This window comes from Streptomyces sp. NPDC006552, assembly GCF_040611655.1.
Lineage (GTDB): Bacteria > Actinomycetota > Actinomycetes > Streptomycetales > Streptomycetaceae > Streptomyces.
Genome location: NZ_JBEXOS010000098.1, coordinates 1 through 19,189 on the forward strand (window position 1 = coordinate 1; position 19,189 = coordinate 19,189).

12 protein-coding genes are annotated in these 19,189 nt (G+C 73.6%); 7 read left to right on the forward strand and 5 right to left on the reverse strand.

The features are described 5' to 3' along the window. Positions 1 to 170 precede the first annotated feature (170 nt). Entirely contained in the window at positions 171 to 974 is an 804-nt protein-coding gene (locus ABZY33_RS33810) for a phosphatase (RefSeq protein ID WP_356495541.1), read from the reverse strand. An 82-nt stretch (positions 975 to 1,056) separates the two neighbouring features. Then, positions 1,057 to 2,544 carry a PucR family transcriptional regulator ligand-binding domain-containing protein gene (locus ABZY33_RS33815; protein ID WP_356495542.1) on the reverse strand — a complete coding sequence of 496 codons (1,488 nt, stop codon included), beginning with the start codon at positions 2,542 to 2,544 and terminating at the stop codon, positions 1,057 to 1,059. 156 nt (positions 2,545 to 2,700) lie between these two features. Between ABZY33_RS33815 and ABZY33_RS33820 the strand changes: the two genes are divergently transcribed. From ABZY33_RS33820 to ABZY33_RS33835, 4 genes are read left to right on the forward strand one after another with little or no spacing between them, the layout of a single operon-like run. Next, positions 2,701 to 4,161: a cytosine permease gene (locus ABZY33_RS33820; protein ID WP_356495543.1), complete on the forward strand. Its 1,461-nt coding sequence runs from the start codon at positions 2,701 to 2,703 to the stop codon at positions 4,159 to 4,161. Next, entirely contained in the window at positions 4,158 to 4,982 is an 825-nt protein-coding gene (locus ABZY33_RS33825) for a nitrilase-related carbon-nitrogen hydrolase (protein ID WP_356495544.1), read from the forward strand. The genes ABZY33_RS33820 and ABZY33_RS33825 overlap by 4 nt, the downstream gene beginning before the upstream one ends. A gap of 54 nt (positions 4,983 to 5,036) precedes the next feature. After that, positions 5,037 to 6,014 carry an agmatinase gene (speB, locus tag ABZY33_RS33830; protein ID WP_356495545.1) on the forward strand — a complete coding sequence of 326 codons (978 nt, stop codon included), beginning with the start codon at positions 5,037 to 5,039 and terminating at the stop codon, positions 6,012 to 6,014. A gap of 39 nt (positions 6,015 to 6,053) precedes the next feature. Further along, positions 6,054 to 7,721, forward strand: coding sequence for a thiamine pyrophosphate-binding protein (locus tag ABZY33_RS33835; protein WP_356495546.1), 1,668 nt, complete (start codon positions 6,054 to 6,056; stop codon positions 7,719 to 7,721). 3 nt (positions 7,722 to 7,724) lie between these two features. Here ABZY33_RS33835 and ABZY33_RS33840 read toward each other — a convergent pair whose 3' ends face one another. Beyond that, the gene (locus ABZY33_RS33840) at positions 7,725 to 8,519 is read right to left on the reverse strand and encodes an endonuclease (protein ID WP_356495547.1); all 795 of its coding nucleotides are present in this window, start codon (positions 8,517 to 8,519) and stop codon (positions 7,725 to 7,727) included. A 157-nt stretch (positions 8,520 to 8,676) separates the two neighbouring features. Next, a complete protein-coding gene (locus tag ABZY33_RS33845; protein WP_356495548.1) occupies positions 8,677 to 10,941 on the reverse strand; it encodes a glycosyltransferase family 39 protein in 2,265 nt (754 codons plus the stop codon). Between the two features lie 165 nt (positions 10,942 to 11,106). Between ABZY33_RS33845 and ABZY33_RS33850 the strand changes: the two genes are divergently transcribed. The 3 genes from ABZY33_RS33850 (at position 11,107) to ABZY33_RS33860 (ending at position 16,888) form a co-directional block, all read left to right on the forward strand. Next, entirely contained in the window at positions 11,107 to 14,826 is a 3,720-nt protein-coding gene (locus ABZY33_RS33850; RefSeq protein ID WP_356495549.1) for an ABC transporter ATP-binding protein, read from the forward strand. Between the two features lie 195 nt (positions 14,827 to 15,021). Next, the gene (locus ABZY33_RS33855; RefSeq protein ID WP_356495552.1) at positions 15,022 to 15,375 is read left to right on the forward strand and encodes a hypothetical protein; all 354 of its coding nucleotides are present in this window, start codon (positions 15,022 to 15,024) and stop codon (positions 15,373 to 15,375) included. A gap of 103 nt (positions 15,376 to 15,478) precedes the next feature. After that, positions 15,479 to 16,888, forward strand: a complete 1,410-nt coding sequence (locus ABZY33_RS33860; protein ID WP_356495550.1) for a S28 family serine protease — start codon at positions 15,479 to 15,481, stop codon at positions 16,886 to 16,888. Between the two features lie 56 nt (positions 16,889 to 16,944). Here ABZY33_RS33860 and ABZY33_RS33865 read toward each other — a convergent pair whose 3' ends face one another. After that, positions 16,945 to 18,804 carry a glycoside hydrolase family 3 protein gene (locus ABZY33_RS33865; RefSeq protein WP_356495551.1) on the reverse strand — a complete coding sequence of 620 codons (1,860 nt, stop codon included), beginning with the start codon at positions 18,802 to 18,804 and terminating at the stop codon, positions 16,945 to 16,947. Between the last annotated feature and the right edge of the window lie 385 nt (positions 18,805 to 19,189).

The following is a 19,189-nucleotide window of genomic DNA, read 5'->3' on the forward strand; positions in this document are numbered from 1 at the left end:
GGTGACCTTCTCGCGCTCGGCGGCCCGCTCGGGCCCGGCCTGCGTCCTGGACTGCCGGAAAGCCCACTCCATGCGCGGCTCGTTGGGGCATGCGGCGGAGCCGCATGCCCCAGGGGCGCGGGGAACTGCGCGATCGGCTCTCACCGGGCCCGCGGCCGACCACGAGCGCCCTAGTCGAGCAACCCCGCCGCACCCAGCAGATAGGCCGTCAGAGGATCGTAGTGGCGCGGGCTCGTCACATGGTCATCCAGCGGCACAGTGACCTGCATCGTGCCCTCCGCCTCGCCGAGGAAGAGCGCCGGGTCGTTGCAGTCCGCGTAACCGACGGAGTCGAGCCCGCGCTGGGCCGCGCACCCCGCCCAGCCGTGGTCGGCGACGACCAGGTCGGGCAGCGGGCGCCCGGCCCGCTCCAGGCCGTCGAGGATCCGCGTCATCGGCTCGGGCGCGTGCGTGTGCCACAGCGTCGCGCCGCGCTCCAGCATCGCCACGTCGGCGAACTGGAAGACCATGCCCTCCTCGGTGGCCAGGCCCTCGGGGATCACCACGATCTCGCACCCCGCGGCCCGCAGCGCCGTCGCCGTCGCGCGGTGCACGTCCAGGAGGCCGCCGGGGTGCCCGGTGGCCAGCAGCACGCGCTGGCGGTCCTCGGCCGCCTTGGCGAGGCGGGCCGCCATCCGCTCCAGCGCGTCGACGGTCAGCTCCGGATCGATCGTGTCCTGCCCGTAGCGGTGGCCCGGGTCGTCGACGACGCCGCAGCGCTCGGCCATCACCGCGAGCACGTCCTGCTCGTCGCTCCAGCGGTCGCCCAGTTCCAGGCCCAGCCAGTAGTGCCGGTCGCCGTTCGCGAGCTTGCGGTAGTGCGAGAGGTTGTTCTCGCGGGGAGTCGCCACCTCGCCCGCGATGCGGGTGCGGACGAGGTGCTCGATCAGGGCGGCACGGGTCGGACTGTCGCTGGGAATCCCGGGTATCGGCATGGGTCCATTGTGCCCAGGGCCGCCCGGCGGCGTTGATCGGTTCCGCAAGGTGGACCGGGACGCGGACCCGGGCGCGGGCCGGTCAGCCCCGCCGCGCCGCCCGCCGGGCCCGCAGCGCCAGCCACAGGTCGAACCGGTCGTCGCCGTCGTCGAGGCGGCGGCCCGTCAGCCGCGCGGCCTTGTCCAGGCGGTTGCGGACGGTGTGCCGGTGCAGGCCGAGCCGGCGGGCCGTCTCGTCCCAGGAGCTGCCGGTGTCCAGCCAGGTCGCCAGGGTCAGGGCCAGCGCCCCGGTGGGGTCCGCCGCGTCGAGCGGGCCGAGGAGCGCGTCCGCGTATCCGGTGAGGGCGGTGGGGGCGCCGAGGTCGAGCAGGAGGGCGCTGGAGCGGTCGTGGCGGGCCCGGACCGGGTGGCCGGCGGCGCGGCTGAGTTCGAGCAGGCCGCCCGCCTCCCGCAGTGAGGCGCGGGCCGCGGTGGGCGGCATCGGGGAGCCGATGCCGGCCGGGCGGCCGGGGGCGAAGCGGGCCAGGGCCGCGTCCGGGTCGAGCCCGGACCCGACCACCGCCTCCACGAGCGCGCCCCGGCTGCGCACGAGGCCGCCCGGCACGGCCAGCGCCAGGTCCGCGGCGATCTCCCGGGCGGCCTCCTCCCCGGCGGCCGCCACCACGACGCCGCGGACCGCGTCCGCGACGAGACCCGCCCCCGCCAGCACGTCGGCGGCCTGCTCCGCGGTGCCGCGGGCGTCGAGGAGCCGGCCGAGGAGCTCGGCCCGGCGCCGCCGCTCGGGCTCGTCGGCGAGGTGGCGGCGCTCGAGCTCCAGGGAGAGCAGGGCGACCAGGCCGGAGATCAGCAGCCGGGCGTCCGGGCCCGCGCCGCCGGTCAGGAGCAGCATGCCGCGCAGCCGGCGCGCCCCCAGCGGCTGCACCTCCAGACCGGGCGCGACCGCGCTGGCGCGCAGCCCGCCCTCGGCGACCCGCCGCAGCAGCGCGGCGCCGGCCGCGTCGGGTTCGCGCGGGCCGTCCGCGCCGACGGCGACGGTCCGGCCCAGGACGTCGGTGACCTGCGCGTACACCCCGGTGGCCGCGGTCCACGCGTCGAGCGTCGGGGTGAGGCCGCCGCCCGCGGCGGCGGCCGCCGTCAGCCGCCGCTGGGTCTCGAAGGCGCGCTCCACGGCGGCCCGCTGCTCGGCGGCCTGCGCCGCGAACACCGCCTTGGTCACGGCGATGAACGGCACCCGCGCCCCGACCGTCAGCAGCGGCAGCCCCGCCTCCCGCGCCGCCGTCACCAGCGGCTCGGGCGCCCGCTGGTGCGGCAGGTCCGGGCCGAGCCCGAGGGCCAGCGCGTGCGCTCCGGCGGCCGTGACGTCGTCGACGTAGGCGCGGCAGGCGGCCGGCTCCATCGGCAGCAGCAGCCCGATCGTCATGAGCAGCTCGCCGCCCTGGAGCCAGGGGCCCGGACGCACCAGCTCGGAGGCGTGCGCGGCCACCACCGGCCGGTCCAGGTGCTCCGGGCACGCGGCGACGGACAGGTGCAGTTCGGGGCGGCCGACCAGGTCGGACAGGAGCAGCGCCATGGGACCAGTGTCGCCGACCGGCGATGTACATGATGTCCATGGCCACCGGCCGGCTTCGCCCACCGGGCGATCGAAGCGGGTGTCCGGCGCGGACTACGTTCCGTCTGCCGCGGTTCCGCAGTCCCGTGGCCCGTACAGCAGTGAGGGGGAGCCGCGATGAGCGCTCCGACAGCCGGCGAGACAGCGGTCCACGACGGCAGCGGTGGCGGCCGGGGCCTGATCGAGGTCCGGTCCATCGACTACGTGCCGGTGCGCGAGCGCCACGGCAAGGTCTGGCACCAGGGCCCGTTCTGGTTCACCGGGAACTTCGTGCTCACCACGATGGTCACCGGCTTCATCGGCCCCTCGCTCGGGCTCAGCCTCGCGTGGTCGGTGGCGGCCGTCGCGCTCGGCGCCTGCTTCGGCACGTTCTTCATGGCGTTCCACGCCAACCAGGGCCCGCGGATGGGCCTGCCGCAGATGATCCAGTCGCGCGCCCAGTTCGGCATCCGCGGCGCCGTCGTCCCGTTCGCCGCGGTCGTCTTCGTCTACGTCGGCTTCAACGTCTTCAACGTCGTCCTCGCCGCGCAGGGCCTCACCACGGTCCTGCCGGGCGGCGCCCGCGCCTGGTACGCCATCCTCATCGCGGTCGCCGTCGTCCTCGCGGTCGTCGGCCACGACCTGCTCCACCTGGTCCAGCGCTGGCTGACGTACGTGCTCATCGTGGTGTTCGGCGTGATCACGGTGGGCGCGCTGGTCCAGCTCCACCCGCACCACGTCTCCGCCGCGGGCGGCGGCCACTCCTGGACGTCGTTCCTGATCGTCTTCTGCGGCGCGGCCGGCTACCAGATCTCGTACGCCGTCTACGTCTCCGACTACTCGCGCTACCTGCCGCGGGACGTCTCGGCCCGCAAGGTCATCTGGTGGACGTACGCCGGCGCCGCGCTCTCCGCGGTCTGGCTGATGTCGCTCGGCGCGCTGCTCGCCTCCTCGGTGCGGGCGCCGGACGCGATCGAGAGTCTGCGCCAGGTCGGCAACGACATCCTGCCCGGGTTCGGCACCTTCGCCGTCGTCGTCTCCGCCCTCGCGCTCATCACGATCATGGCCGTGAACGCGTACGGCGCGATGCTCACGACCACGAGCGCGGTCGACGCCTTCCGCCCCGTGCGCCCCACCGTGCGCTCGCGCGTCACCGGCATCGTCGTCATCGAGCTGGCCGTCCTGGTCGTGGCGCTGCTGCTGCCCGAGGACTACCTCGGCTCCTTCAACGACTTGGTCCTGATGATGCTGTACTTCCTCATCCCGTGGACGGCCGTCAACCTCGTCGACTTCTACTGCGTGCGCCGCGGCCACTACGCCATCACCGCGATCTTCGACCCGAAGGGCATCTACGGCCGCTGGTCCTGGCAGGGCCTGACCGCGTACGTCGTCGGGTTCGCCGCGATGGTGCCGTTCTTCACCACCTCGTTCTTCACCGGGCCACTGGCACAGGCGATCGGCGGATTCGACCTCTCGTTCGTGGTCGGACTGCTGGTCGGAGGCATCCTGTACTACGTCCTGACCCGCGGGCTCGACCACGGCGCCGAGCGCGCGGCGGTCGCGGCCAGCGAGAGCGAACTGGAAGGTGCGAACGCGTGACGACGACCGTGGCCTGTGCGCAGCTCACCCTCGCGGTGGGCGACACGGCCGGGAACCTGGCCGCCGCCGAGGAGGCGATCGCCGCCGCCGCCGACGCGGGCGCACGCGTGGTCGTCCTGCCCGAGCTGGCCAACAGCGGCTACGTCTTCGCGGACGCCGCCGAGGCCCGCGCCCTCGCCGAGCCGGTGACCGGGCCGGCCGGCACCGCCTGGGCCGCCGCCGCGCGCCGCCACGGCGTGACGCTGGTGGCGGGCCTCGCCGAACTCGATGAGGAGGGACGGGTACGCAACTCCGCCGTCCTCATCGACCCCACCGGCACCCTGCGCGCCGTCTACCGCAAGGTCCACCTCTTCGGCACCGAGCGGGACTTCTTCGTCCCCGGCGACGCGGCGCCGCCCGTCGTCGACATCGAGGGCGTCGGCCGCGTCGGCGTCATGGTCTGCTACGACGTCGAGTTCCCCGAGTGGGTCCGGCGCGCCGCCCTGGCCGGCACCGAACTGCTCTGCGCCCCCGTCAACTGGCCGCTCTTCCCGCGCCCGGCCGGTGAGCGCCCCGGCGAGGTCGTCCGCGTCCAGGCCGACGCCGCCGTCAACCGGATCTACGTCGCCGCCTGCGACCGCGCCGGGGACGAGCGCGGCGTCCGCTGGACCGGCGGCTCCGTCATCGTCGACCCGGACGGCTTCCCGCTCGCCGGGCACACGCCCACCGACGGCCCCGCCCTGCTGCTCGCCGCCTGCGACCTCGCGGGCGCCCGCGACAAGCGGCTCGGCCCGCACAACGACGTCTTCGGCGACCGCCGCCCCGAGCTGTACGGCGGCTGACCCGCGCCGGACCCCGCCCCCTTCCCTCTCTCGTACACATCCGAAAGGCACCCCATGACCAGCGAGCAGCAGAGCACCCCGGTCGGCCCGACCGACTCCTCCCGCGTCCCGCGCTACGCGGGCCCCGCGACCTTCGCCCGGCTGCCGCGCCTGGACGAGGTCGGCTCGGCGGACGTGGCCGTGGTCGGCGTCCCCTTCGACACCGGCGTCTCCTACCGGCCCGGCGCCCGCTTCGGCGGCAACGCGATCCGCGAGGCGTCCCGGCTGCTGCGCCCCTACAACCCAGCGCAGGACGCGTCCCCGTTCGCGCTCGCCCAGGTCGCCGACGCGGGCGACATAGCCGCGAACCCGTTCAACATCAACGAGGCCGTCGAGACGATCGAGGCCGCCGCCGACGACCTGCTCGGCTCCGGCGCCCGCCTGATGACGCTCGGCGGCGACCACACCATCGCGCTGCCGCTGCTGCGCTCGGTCGCGAAGAAGCACGGCCCGGTCGCCCTGCTCCACTTCGACGCGCACCTCGACACGTGGGACACGTACTTCGGGGCCGAGTACACGCACGGCACGCCGTTCCGCCGCGCGGTGGAGGAGGGCATCCTCGACACCTCGGCCCTCTCCCACGTCGGCACCCGCGGCCCGCTCTACGGCAAGCAGGACCTCACCGACGACGAGAAGATGGGCTTCGGCATCGTCACCTCCGCCGACATCTACCGGCGCGGCGCCGACGAGGTCGCCGACCAGCTGCGCCAGCGCATCGGCGACCGGCCGCTGTACATCTCCATCGACATCGACTGCCTCGACCCGGCCCACGCGCCCGGCACCGGCACCCCGGAGGCGGGCGGCATGACCTCCCGCGAGCTGCTCGAGATCCTGCGCGGCCTGGCCTCCTGCCACCTCGTCTCGGCCGACGTGGTCGAGGTGGCGCCCGCGTACGATCACGCGGAGATCACCGCCGTCGCCGCCTCGCACACCGCGTACGAGCTGACGACGATCATGTCCCGGCAGATCGCGGAGGCCCGTACGGCCTCCTGAAGCCACGCTCTCCTGACCGGCCTGAGGAGTTCACGCCCGATGACTCACGACCACGACCTGGTCCTGCGCCCCACGCCCCGCCAGACCGAGGCGGCGCTCAGCCCGCCGCCGGGGCGGACGGGCGGCGACCTCGTCGTGGAGGCGCTCGCCGGGCTCGGCGCGTCCACCGTCTTCGGGCTGCCGGGCCAGCACGCCCTCGGCCTCTTCGACGCGCTGCGCCGCTGCGCCCCGTTGCGGTGCGTGGGGCTGCGCACGGAGCAGAACGCGGCCTTCGCGGCGGACGCCTACGGGCGCGTCACCGGGGAGGTCGCCCCGCTCTTCGTCTCGACCGGACCCGGCGCCCTGCTGACGCTGCCCGCGCTCCAGGAAGCGGCGGCGGCCTCGGCGCCGGTGCTCGTGGTGGCGAGCCAGGTGCCGGTGGCGGGGCTCGGTGGCGGCCGCCGGGGCCACCTGCACGAGCTGACGGACCAGCCGGCGGCCTTCCGTGACGTGGTGAAGTCGGTCCACCCGGTCCGCACGCAGTCCCAGATCCCGTCCGCGATCGCCGCGGCCTGGGAGTCGGCGCTGAGCGTGCCGCACGGCCCGGTCTACGTGGAGATCCCGCAGGACGTGCTGCTCGCCCCGGCGACGCTGCCCGTCCTGTCGGCGGCGGACGCGTTCCCGCACGAACTGGCGCCGGCGCCCGAACTCACCGCCGTGGCGGCCGACCTGCTCGCCCGCGCCGAGCGCCCCGCGATCATCGCGGGCGGCGGGGTCGTGCGCGCCGACGCGGCGGGCAAGCTGCGGGCGCTCGCCGAGAAGGTCTCCGCGCCGGTCGTGTGCACGTACGGCGGCAAGGGCGCCTTCCCCTGGGAGCACCCGCTCTCCCTCCGGTCCTGGATGGAGGACCGGCACGTGACGGACTTCCTGGCGGACGCGGATGTCCTGCTCGTGGTCGGCTCCGGGCTCGGTGAACTGTCCTCGAACTACCACACGTTCGCGCCGCGCGGCCGGGTGATCCAGATCGAGGCGGACGCGGGCAAGCTGGAGTCCAACCATCCCGCGCTCGGCATCCACGCCGACGCCCGCCTCGCGCTCCAGGCGCTCCTGGAGACGGTCGGGGAACGCCCGGACGAGAAGGCGCCGGGCCGCGTGGCCCAGGTCCTGGCGGCCGTGCGCGAGCGCGTCGACGGCCAGGAACGCGCCCTGGAACAACAGGTGCTGGCGGCCGTACGCGCCGCGCTGCCGCCCCGCGCGCCGTCCTTCTGGGACATGACGATCCTGTCCTACTGGGCCTGGGCGGCCTGGCCCGGCGCGCTGCACTCCGCGCAGGGCGCGGGCGGCCTCGGCTACGCCTACCCGGCCGCGCTCGGCGCCGCGACGGCTGATCCGACGACCCCGGTCCTCGCGGTCTCCGGCGACGGCGGCGCCCTGTACTCGATCGCGGAACTCGCCACGGCGCGGCAGGAGTCGCTGAACGTGACCTGGCTGATCGTCGACGACGGCGGCTACGGCATCCTGCGCGAGTACATGACGGAGACCTTCGGCGCGACCGAGGGCACCGAACTGACCCGGCCGGACTTCGTGGCCCTGGCCGAGTCGTTCGGGGTGCCCGCCGTCCGGACGTCACCGGAGTCGCTGCGGGAGGACCTGGCGGTGGCGCTGGCCGCACCGGGCCCGCGCGTCGTGGTCCTCCCGGCCGTGCTGCGGATGTTCGCGCCGAGCTAGCGCCTACCAGATCGACTCGACCCACTCCGGGTGGTCGATGAACGGGTTGCGGTTGTGCTGGTAGGTGTCGTAGATGACCTGGTTGCGCTTCTCCTCGAAGGCGCTGGGCGGGTCCTCGTCGCTCCACTGCTTCAGCACGGAGAGCTTGCCGATGTAGGCCGCGCTGCCGTTGTCGACCTTCTCGTTGGGCTCCAGGTCGGCGAAGCCGTCGCCGCCGTCGTAGCGCACCGCCATGTAGAGGATCATCCGGGCCACGTCGCCCTTGTCGGCGTCGCGCGGCTCGAAGGAGTCGGAGTCGGTGAGGCTGCCCCCGCCGCCCGTGACGGAACTGCCGCCGTTGTCGAAGTCCTTGTTGCCGCGGACGCCGTTGACCTGGACGTCCGCGGGGCGCAGGTGGTGCAGGTCCGTGCCCGGGCCGGTCACCTCGCCGAAGTCGCCGTGGGACTTGGCCCAGGTGTGCTCGCGGTTCCAGTCGCCGACGTCGCCGCCGTTGAGGGACTTGGCCCGCGAGACGCCGCTGTACAGCAGGATCACGTTGTTGCTGTTGTTCGGGTCCTGGTCGGTGACCTTGAGCGCGTTCCAGACGGCGGAGTACGAGATCTTGGTCTGGCTGCTGATGATCGTGTGCAGCGAGGACTTGAGGCTCGCGCCGCTCTTGCCGATCGCGTTCTTGTAGTACGTGGAGTCGTACGCGGTCGTGGTCGCGGAGGCCGGGCCCGCGGTGGCCGTGGGGAGGGTGACGGCGGCGAGCAGACCCGCGGCCGTGAGGGCGAGGGTGCGTATGCGCGTTCCGGGCATGGGGGGTGTCCGTCCGTTCTACGCGGGTTGACTGGGTAGACGGGAGCGTGGCATGGACACGTAGAGATTGGGTGAATGCCGGGCGTCGGTTCTGTGTCGGAAACGGCCCCTGACGTAGCGTCAGGGGCCGTTTTGTGTGCGGGAGTTACGGGTTGGGTCAGTTCACGTCGGACGCGTCGAGGCGGTAGACCGACGCGGAGCCGCTCGACGCGGACGCACCGCTCTCCTCGTCGCTGCCGGCGGACGCCGTCTTGCTGTACGTGCTCTCCTTCACCGCCGTGCCGTGCTTCTTCACCCAGGCGGTGACCGCGGCGGACGCGTCGTCGCCACCGCCCCTACCGCCGCCCATGCCGCCCTCGCCGACCTGGATGTAGTGCAACTGGCCGCTCTCCACCAGCTTCTTGAGCTTGGCCACGGTCATGCCCTTGTCGGAGCCGGTGAAGCCGTACATCGAGATGACGGGCTTCTTGGTGCTGAGGATGAGCTGCGCCGCGGACTGCGAGTTCGCGACCGCGAGCAGCCACGTGGCGCCGTCCTGGTGCTTCTCCAGGTACGCGACCAGGTCGCTGTCGACACTGCCGCCCATGCCGCCGCCGCGCATGCCGCCGCCGGAGCGCCCAAAGCCGCCCGGCCGGGAGCCGCCTTCCTGGGCGCCACCCTGTTCGGAGCCGCTCTCCTGGGAGCCCACCGGGCCGCCCTGCCCGCCGCCGCCAGGCATTTCGCCGCCACCGGCAAAGCCGCCGCCGCTCTCGCCGTCCGGGGGCGTGGCGCCACCCTCCCCGCCGCCCGGGAAGCCGCCGCTGCCGCCGCGCCGGCCCGGCATGCCGCCCTGGTCCGCCCCCTGCTCCTGTTGTCCGCCGCCGGGGAACCCACCCCCGCCGGGCCGGCCACCGCCGGGGCCGCCCAGGCCGCCGCCCGTCGCGGGCCCGGCCGTCGGGTTCGAACCGCCCATGCCGCCCCCGGCCCCGCCGGAGGAGAACGCGGTGGCCCCGGCGTACGCGGCCGGGCCCGCCACCGACGCGACGACCGCCGCCGCCAGCGCCGCCGCGAAGAACCTCAGCCGCGGACCCGACGCCGTACGGAAGACGAGCAGGCCGGCGATGGCGGCAGCCATGACGAGCGCGACCACCGGCCACAGCCACCCGTTCCAGCCGGCGGCCCGTCGTAGCAGCACCACCGCCCAGACCCCCGTCGCGCCGAGCGCCACCGGCAGCACCCACGCCCACCGCCGGTCCGTGCGGAAGGCACGCAGCAGCATCACGCCGCCGCCTCCGCAGAGCGCCGCGACACCGGGGGCGACCGCCGTCGTGTAGTACGGGTGCATGGTGCCCTCGGCCGTCGCGAACGTGCCGTAGTGCAGCACCAGCCAGCCGCCCCACAGCACCAGCGCGGCGCGGACCGGGTCGGTGCGCGGGGCGCGGCCGCGCAGCACGAGCCCGCCGGCCACGGCGATCGCCGCGAACGGGATCAGCCAGGAGATCTGGCCGCCGAGGGTGTCGTTGAAGAGGCGGCCGGGCCCGGCGGCGCCGGAGAAGCCGCCGCCGCCCGTCCCACCGCCGCCGCCGTTGCCCTCGCCGCCCAGGACCCGGCCCAGGCCGTTGTAGCCCAGGATCAGGTCCCAGGCGGAGCCGTCCGTCGAACCGCCGATGTAGGGGCGCTCGTTCGCCGGGGTCAGCGAGACGGCCGCCGCCCACCAGAGGCTGGAGACCGCCAGCACCACGGCGGCGAGCGCCAGGTCGCGGACCTTCCGCAGCCACCCCAGGGGGCAGGCGTACAGGTACACGGCGAAGACCGCGGGGAGCGCGATGTAGCCCTGGAGCATCTTCGTGTCGAACGCCAGGCCGAAGCAGACCGCGGCGGCGAGCAGCGCGGGCAGCGTGCCGTTGCGGGTGGCGCGCAGCGCGAGCGCCGCGCCGCCCACCATCAGCAGGACCAGGAGGGTGTCCGGGTTGTTGTCGCGGTTGATGGCGACCGTGATCGGGGTGAGCGCGAGGACCAGCGCGGTCAGCGCCGCCGCCGCGTGGCCCCACACCCGTTTCACGGACGCGTGCAGGATCCAGATCGTGCCGAGGGCGGCGCCGACCTGCGGCAGCATCATCTGCCAGGTGCCGAAGCCGAGGATCCGGCAGGACAGGCCCATCACCATGAGCGCGAACGGCGGCTTGTCCACCGTCAGGAAGTTGCCCGCGTCGATGGAGCCGAAGAACCACGCCTTCCAGCTCTGCGTACCGCTGTAGACGGCGGCGCTGTAGAAGCTGTTGAGGCCGGAGGAGGAGAGGTTCCAGGCGTACAGCGCCGCGGCGAGCGCGAGGACCGCGAGGAGCGCCGGCAGCGACCAGCGTGGTGCGCGGTGCGCCGTCGGCGGGGCCGCGGGCGGCGGCGGGACGGGGGCGTGGGGATGGGATTCGGTCGCGGTGGTCACCCGTGCACGGTGCCGGTGCGGTGTGGGCGCGGGCTGTGCCGAAGCTGGGTGCCACCTGTGGATGGCGCCACGACGGATCCGATTGTTGCGACGGGATGAAATCCGTACCCCCTCGCGTTGGCCCTTCGGCAGGTCAGGACGAGCGGTACGGCGAGAGGCAGCGGAGTGGCGGAGAAACGGGGCTGGGCGCGCAGGCTCGCGGGGTACGCGTGGCGGTACCCCAAGGACGTGCTGCTCGCGCTGGGCGCCTCGCTCGGCGGCATGGCCGTCATGGCGCTCGTACCGCTGATCACCAAGGTCATCATCGACGACGTCATCGGCGACCACTCGCGGTCCATGGGGTCGTGGGCGGGCGTGCTCGTCGGCGCCGCCGTCGTCGTGTACGCGCTCACCTACATCCGCCGCTACTACGGCGGCCGGCTCGCTCTGGACGTCCAGCACGACCTGCGCACCGAGATGTACACGACGATCACCCGGCTCGACGGCCGCCGCCAGGACGAGCTGTCCACCGGGCAGGTCGTCGGCCGCGCCACCAGTGACCTCCAGCTCATCCAGGGCCTGCTGTTCATGCTCCCGATGACGATCGGGAACATCCTGCTCTTCGTCATCTCCCTGGTGATCATGGCGTGGCTCTCGCTGCCGCTGACCCTCGTCGCGCTCGCCGTCGCCCCCGCCCTCTGGTACATCGCCCGGCGCAGCCGCTCCCGGCTGCACCCCGCCACCTGGTACGCGCAGGCGCAGGCCGCCGCCGTCGCCGGGGTCGTGGACGGCGCCGTCAGCGGCGTCCGCGTCGTCAAGGGCTTCGGGCAGGAGGACCAGGAGACCGGGAAGCTGCGCGAGGTCGGGCGGCGCCTTTTCGCCGGGCGGCTGCGCACCATCCGGCTGAACTCGAAGTTCACCCCCGCCCTCCAGGCCGTGCCCGCGCTCGGCCAGGTCGCCATGCTCGCCCTCGGCGGCTGGCTCGCGGTGCGCGGACAGATCACGCTCGGCACCTTCGTCGCGTTCTCCTCCTACCTCGCCCAGCTCGTCGGCCCGGTCCGGATGCTCGCCATGGTGCTCACCGTCGGCCAGCAGGCCCGGGCCGGCGTCGAGCGCGTCCTCGAACTCATCGACACCGAGCCCTCCCTCCAGGACGGCACGAAGGAACTGCCCGCCGACGCCCCCGCGACCGTCGAGTTCGACTCCGTCTCCTTCGGCTACGCGGGCAGCGACCGGGCCGTCCTCGACGGGCTCTCCTTCGAGATCCGGGCGGGCGAGACCCTCGCCGTCGTCGGCTCCTCCGGCTCCGGCAAGTCCACCGTCTCGCTGCTGCTGCCCCGCTTCTACGACGTCGAGCGCGGCGCGGTCCTCGTCGGCGGCCACGACGTGCGCGAGCTGACCCTGGACTCGCTGCGCGGCGCGATCGGCCTGGTGCCCGAGGACTCCTTCCTCTTCTCCGACACCGTGCGCGCCAACCTCGCCTACGGCGCCCCCGACGCCACCGACGAGCAGATCGAGGCCGCGGTGCGCGCCGCCCAGGCCGACCGGTTCATCGCCGAGCTGCCCGACGGGTACGACACCGTGGTCGGCGAGCACGGGCTCACGCTCTCCGGCGGCCAGCGCCAGCGCCTCGCCCTGGCCCGCGCCATCCTCACCGACCCGCGGCTGCTCGTCCTGGACGACGCCACGTCCGCCGTCGACGCGCGCGTGGAGCACGAGATCCACGAGGCGCTGCGCGGCGTCATGGCGGGCCGCACCACCCTGCTCATCGCCCACCGCCGCTCCACCCTCGGCCTCGCCGACCGCATCGCCGTGCTCGACGGCGGCCGCCTCGCCGCCCTCGGCACGCACGAGGAGCTGGAGCGGGACAGCGCGCTCTACCGGCGGCTGCTGACCGACCCGGACGAGCTGGGCGGCGTCTCGCCCGGCCACGCCCTGCCCGCCGCCGGGCCCCGCGAGAACACGGACACCTCCGTCCGCGACGAGCTGGACGCCGAGTTCGACGCCGAGCGGGGCGTCACCCCCAGGCTGTGGACGGGCGACCGCGAGCCCAAGGACACCGCGCTGTCCGGGATGCCCGCGACACCCGAGCTGCTCGCACAGGTCGACGCGCTGCCGCCCGCCACCGACGTCCCCGCCATCGACGAGGCGCGGGCCGTCACCCCCGAGGAGTCCTACGGGCTGCGCAGGCTGCTGGGCGGGTTCGGGCGGCCGCTGCTGGTCAGCCTCGCGCTCGTCGCCGTGGACGCGGGCGTGGGCCTGCTCCTGCCGATCCTCATCCGGCACGGCATCGACGACGGCGTCTCGCGGCTCGCGCTCGGCGCCGTGTGGACGGCCGCGGCGCTCGCCCTGCTCGCCGTGGCCGTGCAGTGGGCCGCGCAGATCGGCGAGACCCGGATGACGGGACGCACCGGCGAGCGGGTCCTGTACTCGCTGCGGCTGAAGATCTTCTCCCAGCTCCAGCGGCTCGGCCTCGACTACTACGAGCGGGAGCTGACCGGGCGGATCATGACCCGGATGACGACCGACGTGGACGCCCTGTCGACGTTCCTGCAGACCGGTCTGGTCACCGCGTTCGTCTCCGTCGTCACGTTCTTCGGCATCATGGTCACGCTGCTCGTCATCGACGTGCAGCTCGCGCTCGTCGTCTTCGCGACGCTGCCGCCGCTGATCGTCGGCACGTTCTTCTTCCGCCGCTCCAGCGTGAAGGCGTACGAACTGGCGCGCGAGCGGGTCTCCGTCGTCAACGCCGACCTCCAGGAGTCGGTCGCCGGGCTGCGGATCGTGCAGGCGTTCCGGCGCGAGAAGGACGGCGCCGAGCGGTTCGCGGCGGGCAGCCAGGCCTACCGCAAGGCCCGCATCCGCGGCCAGTGGCTGATCTCGGTCTACTTCCCCTTCGTGCAGCTCCTGGCGTCGGTGGCGGCCGCCGCCGTGCTCATGGTGGGCGCGCACCGGATCGACGCGGGCACCCTGACGACCGGGGCGCTCGTCGCCTACCTCCTCTACATCGACCTGTTCTTCGCCCCCGTCCAGCAGCTCTCGCAGGTCTTCGACGGCTACCAGCAGGCGACCGTCTCGCTCGGCCGCATCCAGGAGCTGCTGCGCGAGCCGACCTCCACCAAGAGCGCCCGCGAGCCGCTCGACGTGCTCTCCCTGCGCGGTGAGATCGCCTTCGAGGACGTCGACTTCGCGTACGGCACGGACGAGGCGGCGCTGCGCGGCGTGACGCTGCGCATCCCCGCCGGGCAGACCGTCGCGTTCGTCGGCGAGACCGGCGCGGGCAAGTCGACGCTGGTCAAGCTGGTCGCCCGGTTCTACGACCCGACCGGCGGCCGGGTCACCGCCGACGGCACCGACCTGCGCGACCTGGACCTGACGAGCTACCGGCACCGGCTCGGCGTCGTCCCGCAGGAGGCGTACCTCTTCCCCGGCACGGTCCGCGACGCCATCGCCTACGGGCGGCCCGACGCGAGCGACGCGCAGGTGGAGGCGGCGGCGCGGGCGGTCGGCGCGCACGACATGATCGCGACGCTGGAGGGCGGCTATCTGCACGAGGTCGCCGAGCGCGGCCGCAACCTCTCCGCCGGGCAGCGCCAGCTGATCGCGCTGGCCCGCGCCGAACTCGTCGACCCGGACGTCCTGCTGCTCGACGAGGCGACGGCCGCCCTCGACCTCGCGTCGGAGGCGCAGGTCAACCAGGCCACCGACCGGATCGCGGGCAAGCGCACGACGCTGGTCGTCGCCCACCGCCTGACGACGGCGGCCCGCGCGGACCGGGTCGTGGTGATGGCCGACGGCCGGGTCGCCGAGGACGGCACGCACGACGAACTGCTCCGCCTCGACGGCCGGTACGCGCAGCTGTGGCGGATGTTCGTGGGCGAGGACGTCGGCGCGGGCGCGGCCTGAGCGGCCCGCCCGGGTGGCCGGTGGGCGAGGGTGGCCGGGGCCGGGGTGCAACCGCGCGGGGCGTCCGGCGCGTCCGTCCCTCAGTACTCTGGTGCCGATGTGACGGGAGGGACTGCGGTGCGAAGAGGTGAGGACGGCGACATAGCCGGTGCCCGGGGCGGCGCCGGGGGGCCGCGCCGGACCGGCGTCCTCGCGCTGGCCGGGCTGGTCGCGGCCGCGCTGCTGGTGGTGGCGGGGCCGGGCGCCGGGGGCGCGCAGGCCGCCTCGCTCTGCGCCGGTCACCAGGTCCGCACCCTGTCGTTCGCCACCGGCAGGACCGTCGTCTACAAGCGCGGCAGCTATGTCTGCGCCGTCACCCTCGCCAAGCGCACCGGCGTCCGCCAGGCCATGACGGTCAGCGTCCAGGCGCGCGGCAACCGCGCCGTCGCCGACACGGGCCGCTTCACCCACCACGCCGGTCCCGTCACGGTGCACGCCGGGCACCGCTGTGTCCGGGTGAAGGGGCGCGTAGGAGCGAAATCGGTCAGTTCCGGGTGGATTCTGTGCTGATCCGGTGCCCGATGTCGTACTGAGCGGACACCGAGTACCCCTGGTGGTGCGCGGACGGCTCCGATAGTTTCCGGAGCATCTGTGTAACTCCAGGGGAGGGTGTATGCGCAAAGCGCTCAGATGGCTGCTGTCGCTCGTGGTGCTCATAGGCACGGTCAGCGCGGCCGGCATGTCGACCGCGGCGGCGGCCCGGCCGGCCGACGCACCGGCCACCGCCGACATCAAGGACCGGCTCCTCGCCGTACCCGGCATGAGCCTCATCGAGGAGAAGCCGTACGACGGCTACCGCTACTTCGTCCTCAACTACACCCAGCCGGTCGACCACCGGCACCCGTCCAAGGGCACGTTCCAGCAGCGGATCACCGTGCTGCACAAGGACGTCAGCCGCCCGACGGTCATGTTCACCAGCGGCTACAACGTCTCGACGAACCCCTCGCGCAGCGAGCCGACCCGCATCGTGGACGGCAACCAGGTCTCCGTCGAGTACCGCTTCTTCACCCCGTCCCGGCCGCAGCCAGCCGACTGGTCCAAGCTCGACATCTGGCAGGCCGCCAGCGACCAGCACCGCATCTACCAGGCCCTCAAGCCGGTCTACGGCGCGAACTGGCTGACCACCGGCGGCTCCAAGGGCGGCATGACCGCCACGTACTACGAGCGCTTCTACCCGCGCGACATGGACGGCGTCGTCGCCTACGTCGCCCCGAACGACGTCGTCAACGACGAGGACTCGGCCTACGACCGCTTCCTCGCGAACGTCGGCCCGAAGGACTGCCGGGTCGCCCTGCAGCAGGTGCAGCGCGAGACCCTCGTGCGCCGCACCGCGCTGGAGAAGAAGTACAAGGAGTACCTCGCCGCCAACGACTACACCGTGAACACGGTGGGCTCGCTCGACAAGGCGTACGAGGCGACCGTCCTCGACCTCGTGTGGGGCTTCTGGCAGTACCAGCCCGAGTCGGCCTGCGCGGCCGTGCCCGACGCGAAGACCGTCACCGACCAGGCGCTCTTCGACTACGTCGACGCGGTCGGCGGCTGGTCCTCCTACGCCGACCAGGGCCTGGAGCAGTACACGCCGTACTACTACCAGGCGGGCACGCAGCTCGGCTCGCCCGACATCACGCAGCCGTGGCTGGGCAAGCTCTCGCGCTACGGCTACCAGCCGCCGCGCAACTTCGTCCCCAGCTCCATCCCGATGAGGTTCCAGAAGCACGTGATGCGTGACGTCGACACGTGGGTGCGCCACCACGCCACGCGCATGCTCTACGTCTACGGCGACAACGACCCGTGGGGCGCCGAGCGCTTCCGCGTCGGTGCCGGGGCCCGGGACAGCTACGTCCTGACGGCGCCGCACGCCAACCACGGCGCCAACGTCGCGGGCCTGGAGGCCGGCAACAAGACGCTCGCCACCCAGCGCATCCTCGCGTGGGCGGGCCTGTCCGGTACGACGGCCAAGGCGCCGCACGACGCGAAGCTCGACCGCGTCGAGGAAGCCCGGACGTTCACGCTCCGCCCGTAACGGCGGACGCAGTGAAGGAAGGGGGCCGCTCACGCGGCCCCCTTCTTCCTGTCCGGTCAGTACCGCAGGCCGTAGCCGATCGGGTAGAGGACCTGCGCCGGGTCCTCGGCCTTCTGCACCGGCACCGGCAGCCTGCCGCGCGGCGCGGCCCGCCCCGCCAGCACCCGTACCGCCGCCCGCAGTTCGACGTCGATCCAGGAGTACGCGGCCAGGTGGGCCCGCGCGGCGGACAGGTGGGCCACGTCGTACGGATTGCGCATGGACAGGGTGACGACCGGCACGCCCGTCGCCGCGACGGCGTTCACCAGGGCCTGCTGGGCGCTGCCCGCGGTGACGTTGTACGTGCCGACGAGCACGGCGTCCTTGCCCGCGGCCGCCGCCACCGCCTGCGCGATGACCGCCTGGCCGGGCGCGGTGCCGGTGGCCAGGACCGTGGCGGAGAAGCCCAGTTCGGTCAGGGCCGCGCCGAGCACGGTGGTCGGCGGACCGTCGCTGAGAGAGGGCGAGGCCGGGTTGGCGCCGAGCACCAGGACGTTCTTGTGGGTGCGCCGGTTCAGCGGCAGCAGCCGGTCCTTGTCGACCAGGAGCGTCGTCGTGCGCTCGGCGATCCGGTCGGCGGCGGCCAGATGGGCGCGGGTGCCCACCGTGTGCTCGACGCCGCGCCGCGTCACGTACGGGTCCTTGAAGAGGCCCAGCCTGGCCTTGAGCCGCAGGATGCGCAGGAGCGAGACGTCCAGGCGCTCCTCGGTCAGCTCCCCGCCGCGGACCGCCGACAGCACGCCGTTCCACGCGGTGGCCAGGTCCGGCGGGTTGAGCAGCTGGTCGACGCCGGCCTTCAGGGCGAGCACCGGGACGCGGTCGTCGCCGTACTTGGTGCGCACGCCCTCCATGCCCAGCGAGTCGGTGATCACGACGCCGTCGTAGCCGAGCTTCTCGCGCAGGATGCCGGTGAGGATCGGGTGCGAGAGGGTCGCCGGGTCCTCCGCCGGGTCCAGGGCCGGCACGACCAGGTGGGCCGTCATGATCGAGTCGATGCCGGCGGCGATCACCGCCTTGAACGACGGCGCGTCGAGGCGCTCCCACTCCTCGCGGGTGTGCGTGATGACCGGCAGTCCGGTGTGGCTGTCGGTCGCCGTGTCGCCGTGGCCGGGGAAGTGCTTGGCGGTCGAGGCGATGCCGGCCGACTGGTACCCCTGGACCTGCGCGGCGGCCAGCCGGGCCACCGCGGCCGGGTCCGCGCCGAAGGAGCGGACGCCGATGACGGGGTTGGCCGGGTTGATGTTGACGTCCGCGTCGGGGGCGTAGTCCTGATTGATGCCGAGCGCGCGCAGTTCGGCGCCGGCGATCGCCGCGGCGTGGCGCGCGTCCGAGCGGGAGCCGCCCGCGCCGAGCGCCATCGCGCCGGGCAGCAGGGTGGCGGGCTTGCCGACCCGGGCGACTATGCCGTGCTCCTGGTCCGTGGCGACCAGCAGCGGGATGCGGGAGGGCTGGGCGCGGCCCGCGGTCTGGATGCCGTTGCTGAGGTCCGCGATCTGGTGCGGGTCGCGGACGTTGTGCGCCCAGGCGAAGTAGATGATGCCGCCGAGCTTGTACGTGGAGATCAGCTCGGCCGCGGTGCGGACACCGATCTCCTTGAGGTTGGCGTCGATGTCGGCCTGGTCGGGGTCGGTCGCGGAGTGGCCGTACACCCGCATCACGAAGAGCTGGCCGACCTTCTCCTCCAGGGTCATCCCGGAGATGATCTTCTTCAGGGCCGCGTCGGGGGTGGGGCGGGCGGCCTGGGCGGGGGCGGCGCTCAGGCCTGCGGTGGCCGCGGTGGCCGCGGTGGCCGCGGTGGCCGCGGTGGCCGCGGCGGTCGCGGTGGCGGCGAGCAGGGTGCGTCTGGAGAAACCCTTGCTGGAGTGGCGGTGGTGCACTTGCGCTCCTTCCGGGGGAGGGGCGGGGCACGGGCTCTGGATGCGGGCGGATGAAAATTACTTCCGAGCGACACGGATATCGGGAAAGTTTCTGCCAGTCAAGGGGGTGGCGGGGTGTGGGGTGTGGGCTGTCGGGCGGTGCGGGCGGGTTGAGCCGTTTGCGCAGTTCCCCGCGCCCCTGATGGGTTGTGTTTCGTCTGGGGGTTGGTGGGGGCTGGTCGCGCAGTTCCCCGCGCCCCTGGAGCATGCGGCTTCGCCGCAGCTCCCCGATGAGATGGCGCACGCAGTGCCCCTTGCCCACGTAGTTGCGGAAGCCGTCGGAGGACGGCTCGAGCGCGGCGAACGACTCGACGTCCGTCTGCTCCTGCGTGGCGTCCACCCGGCC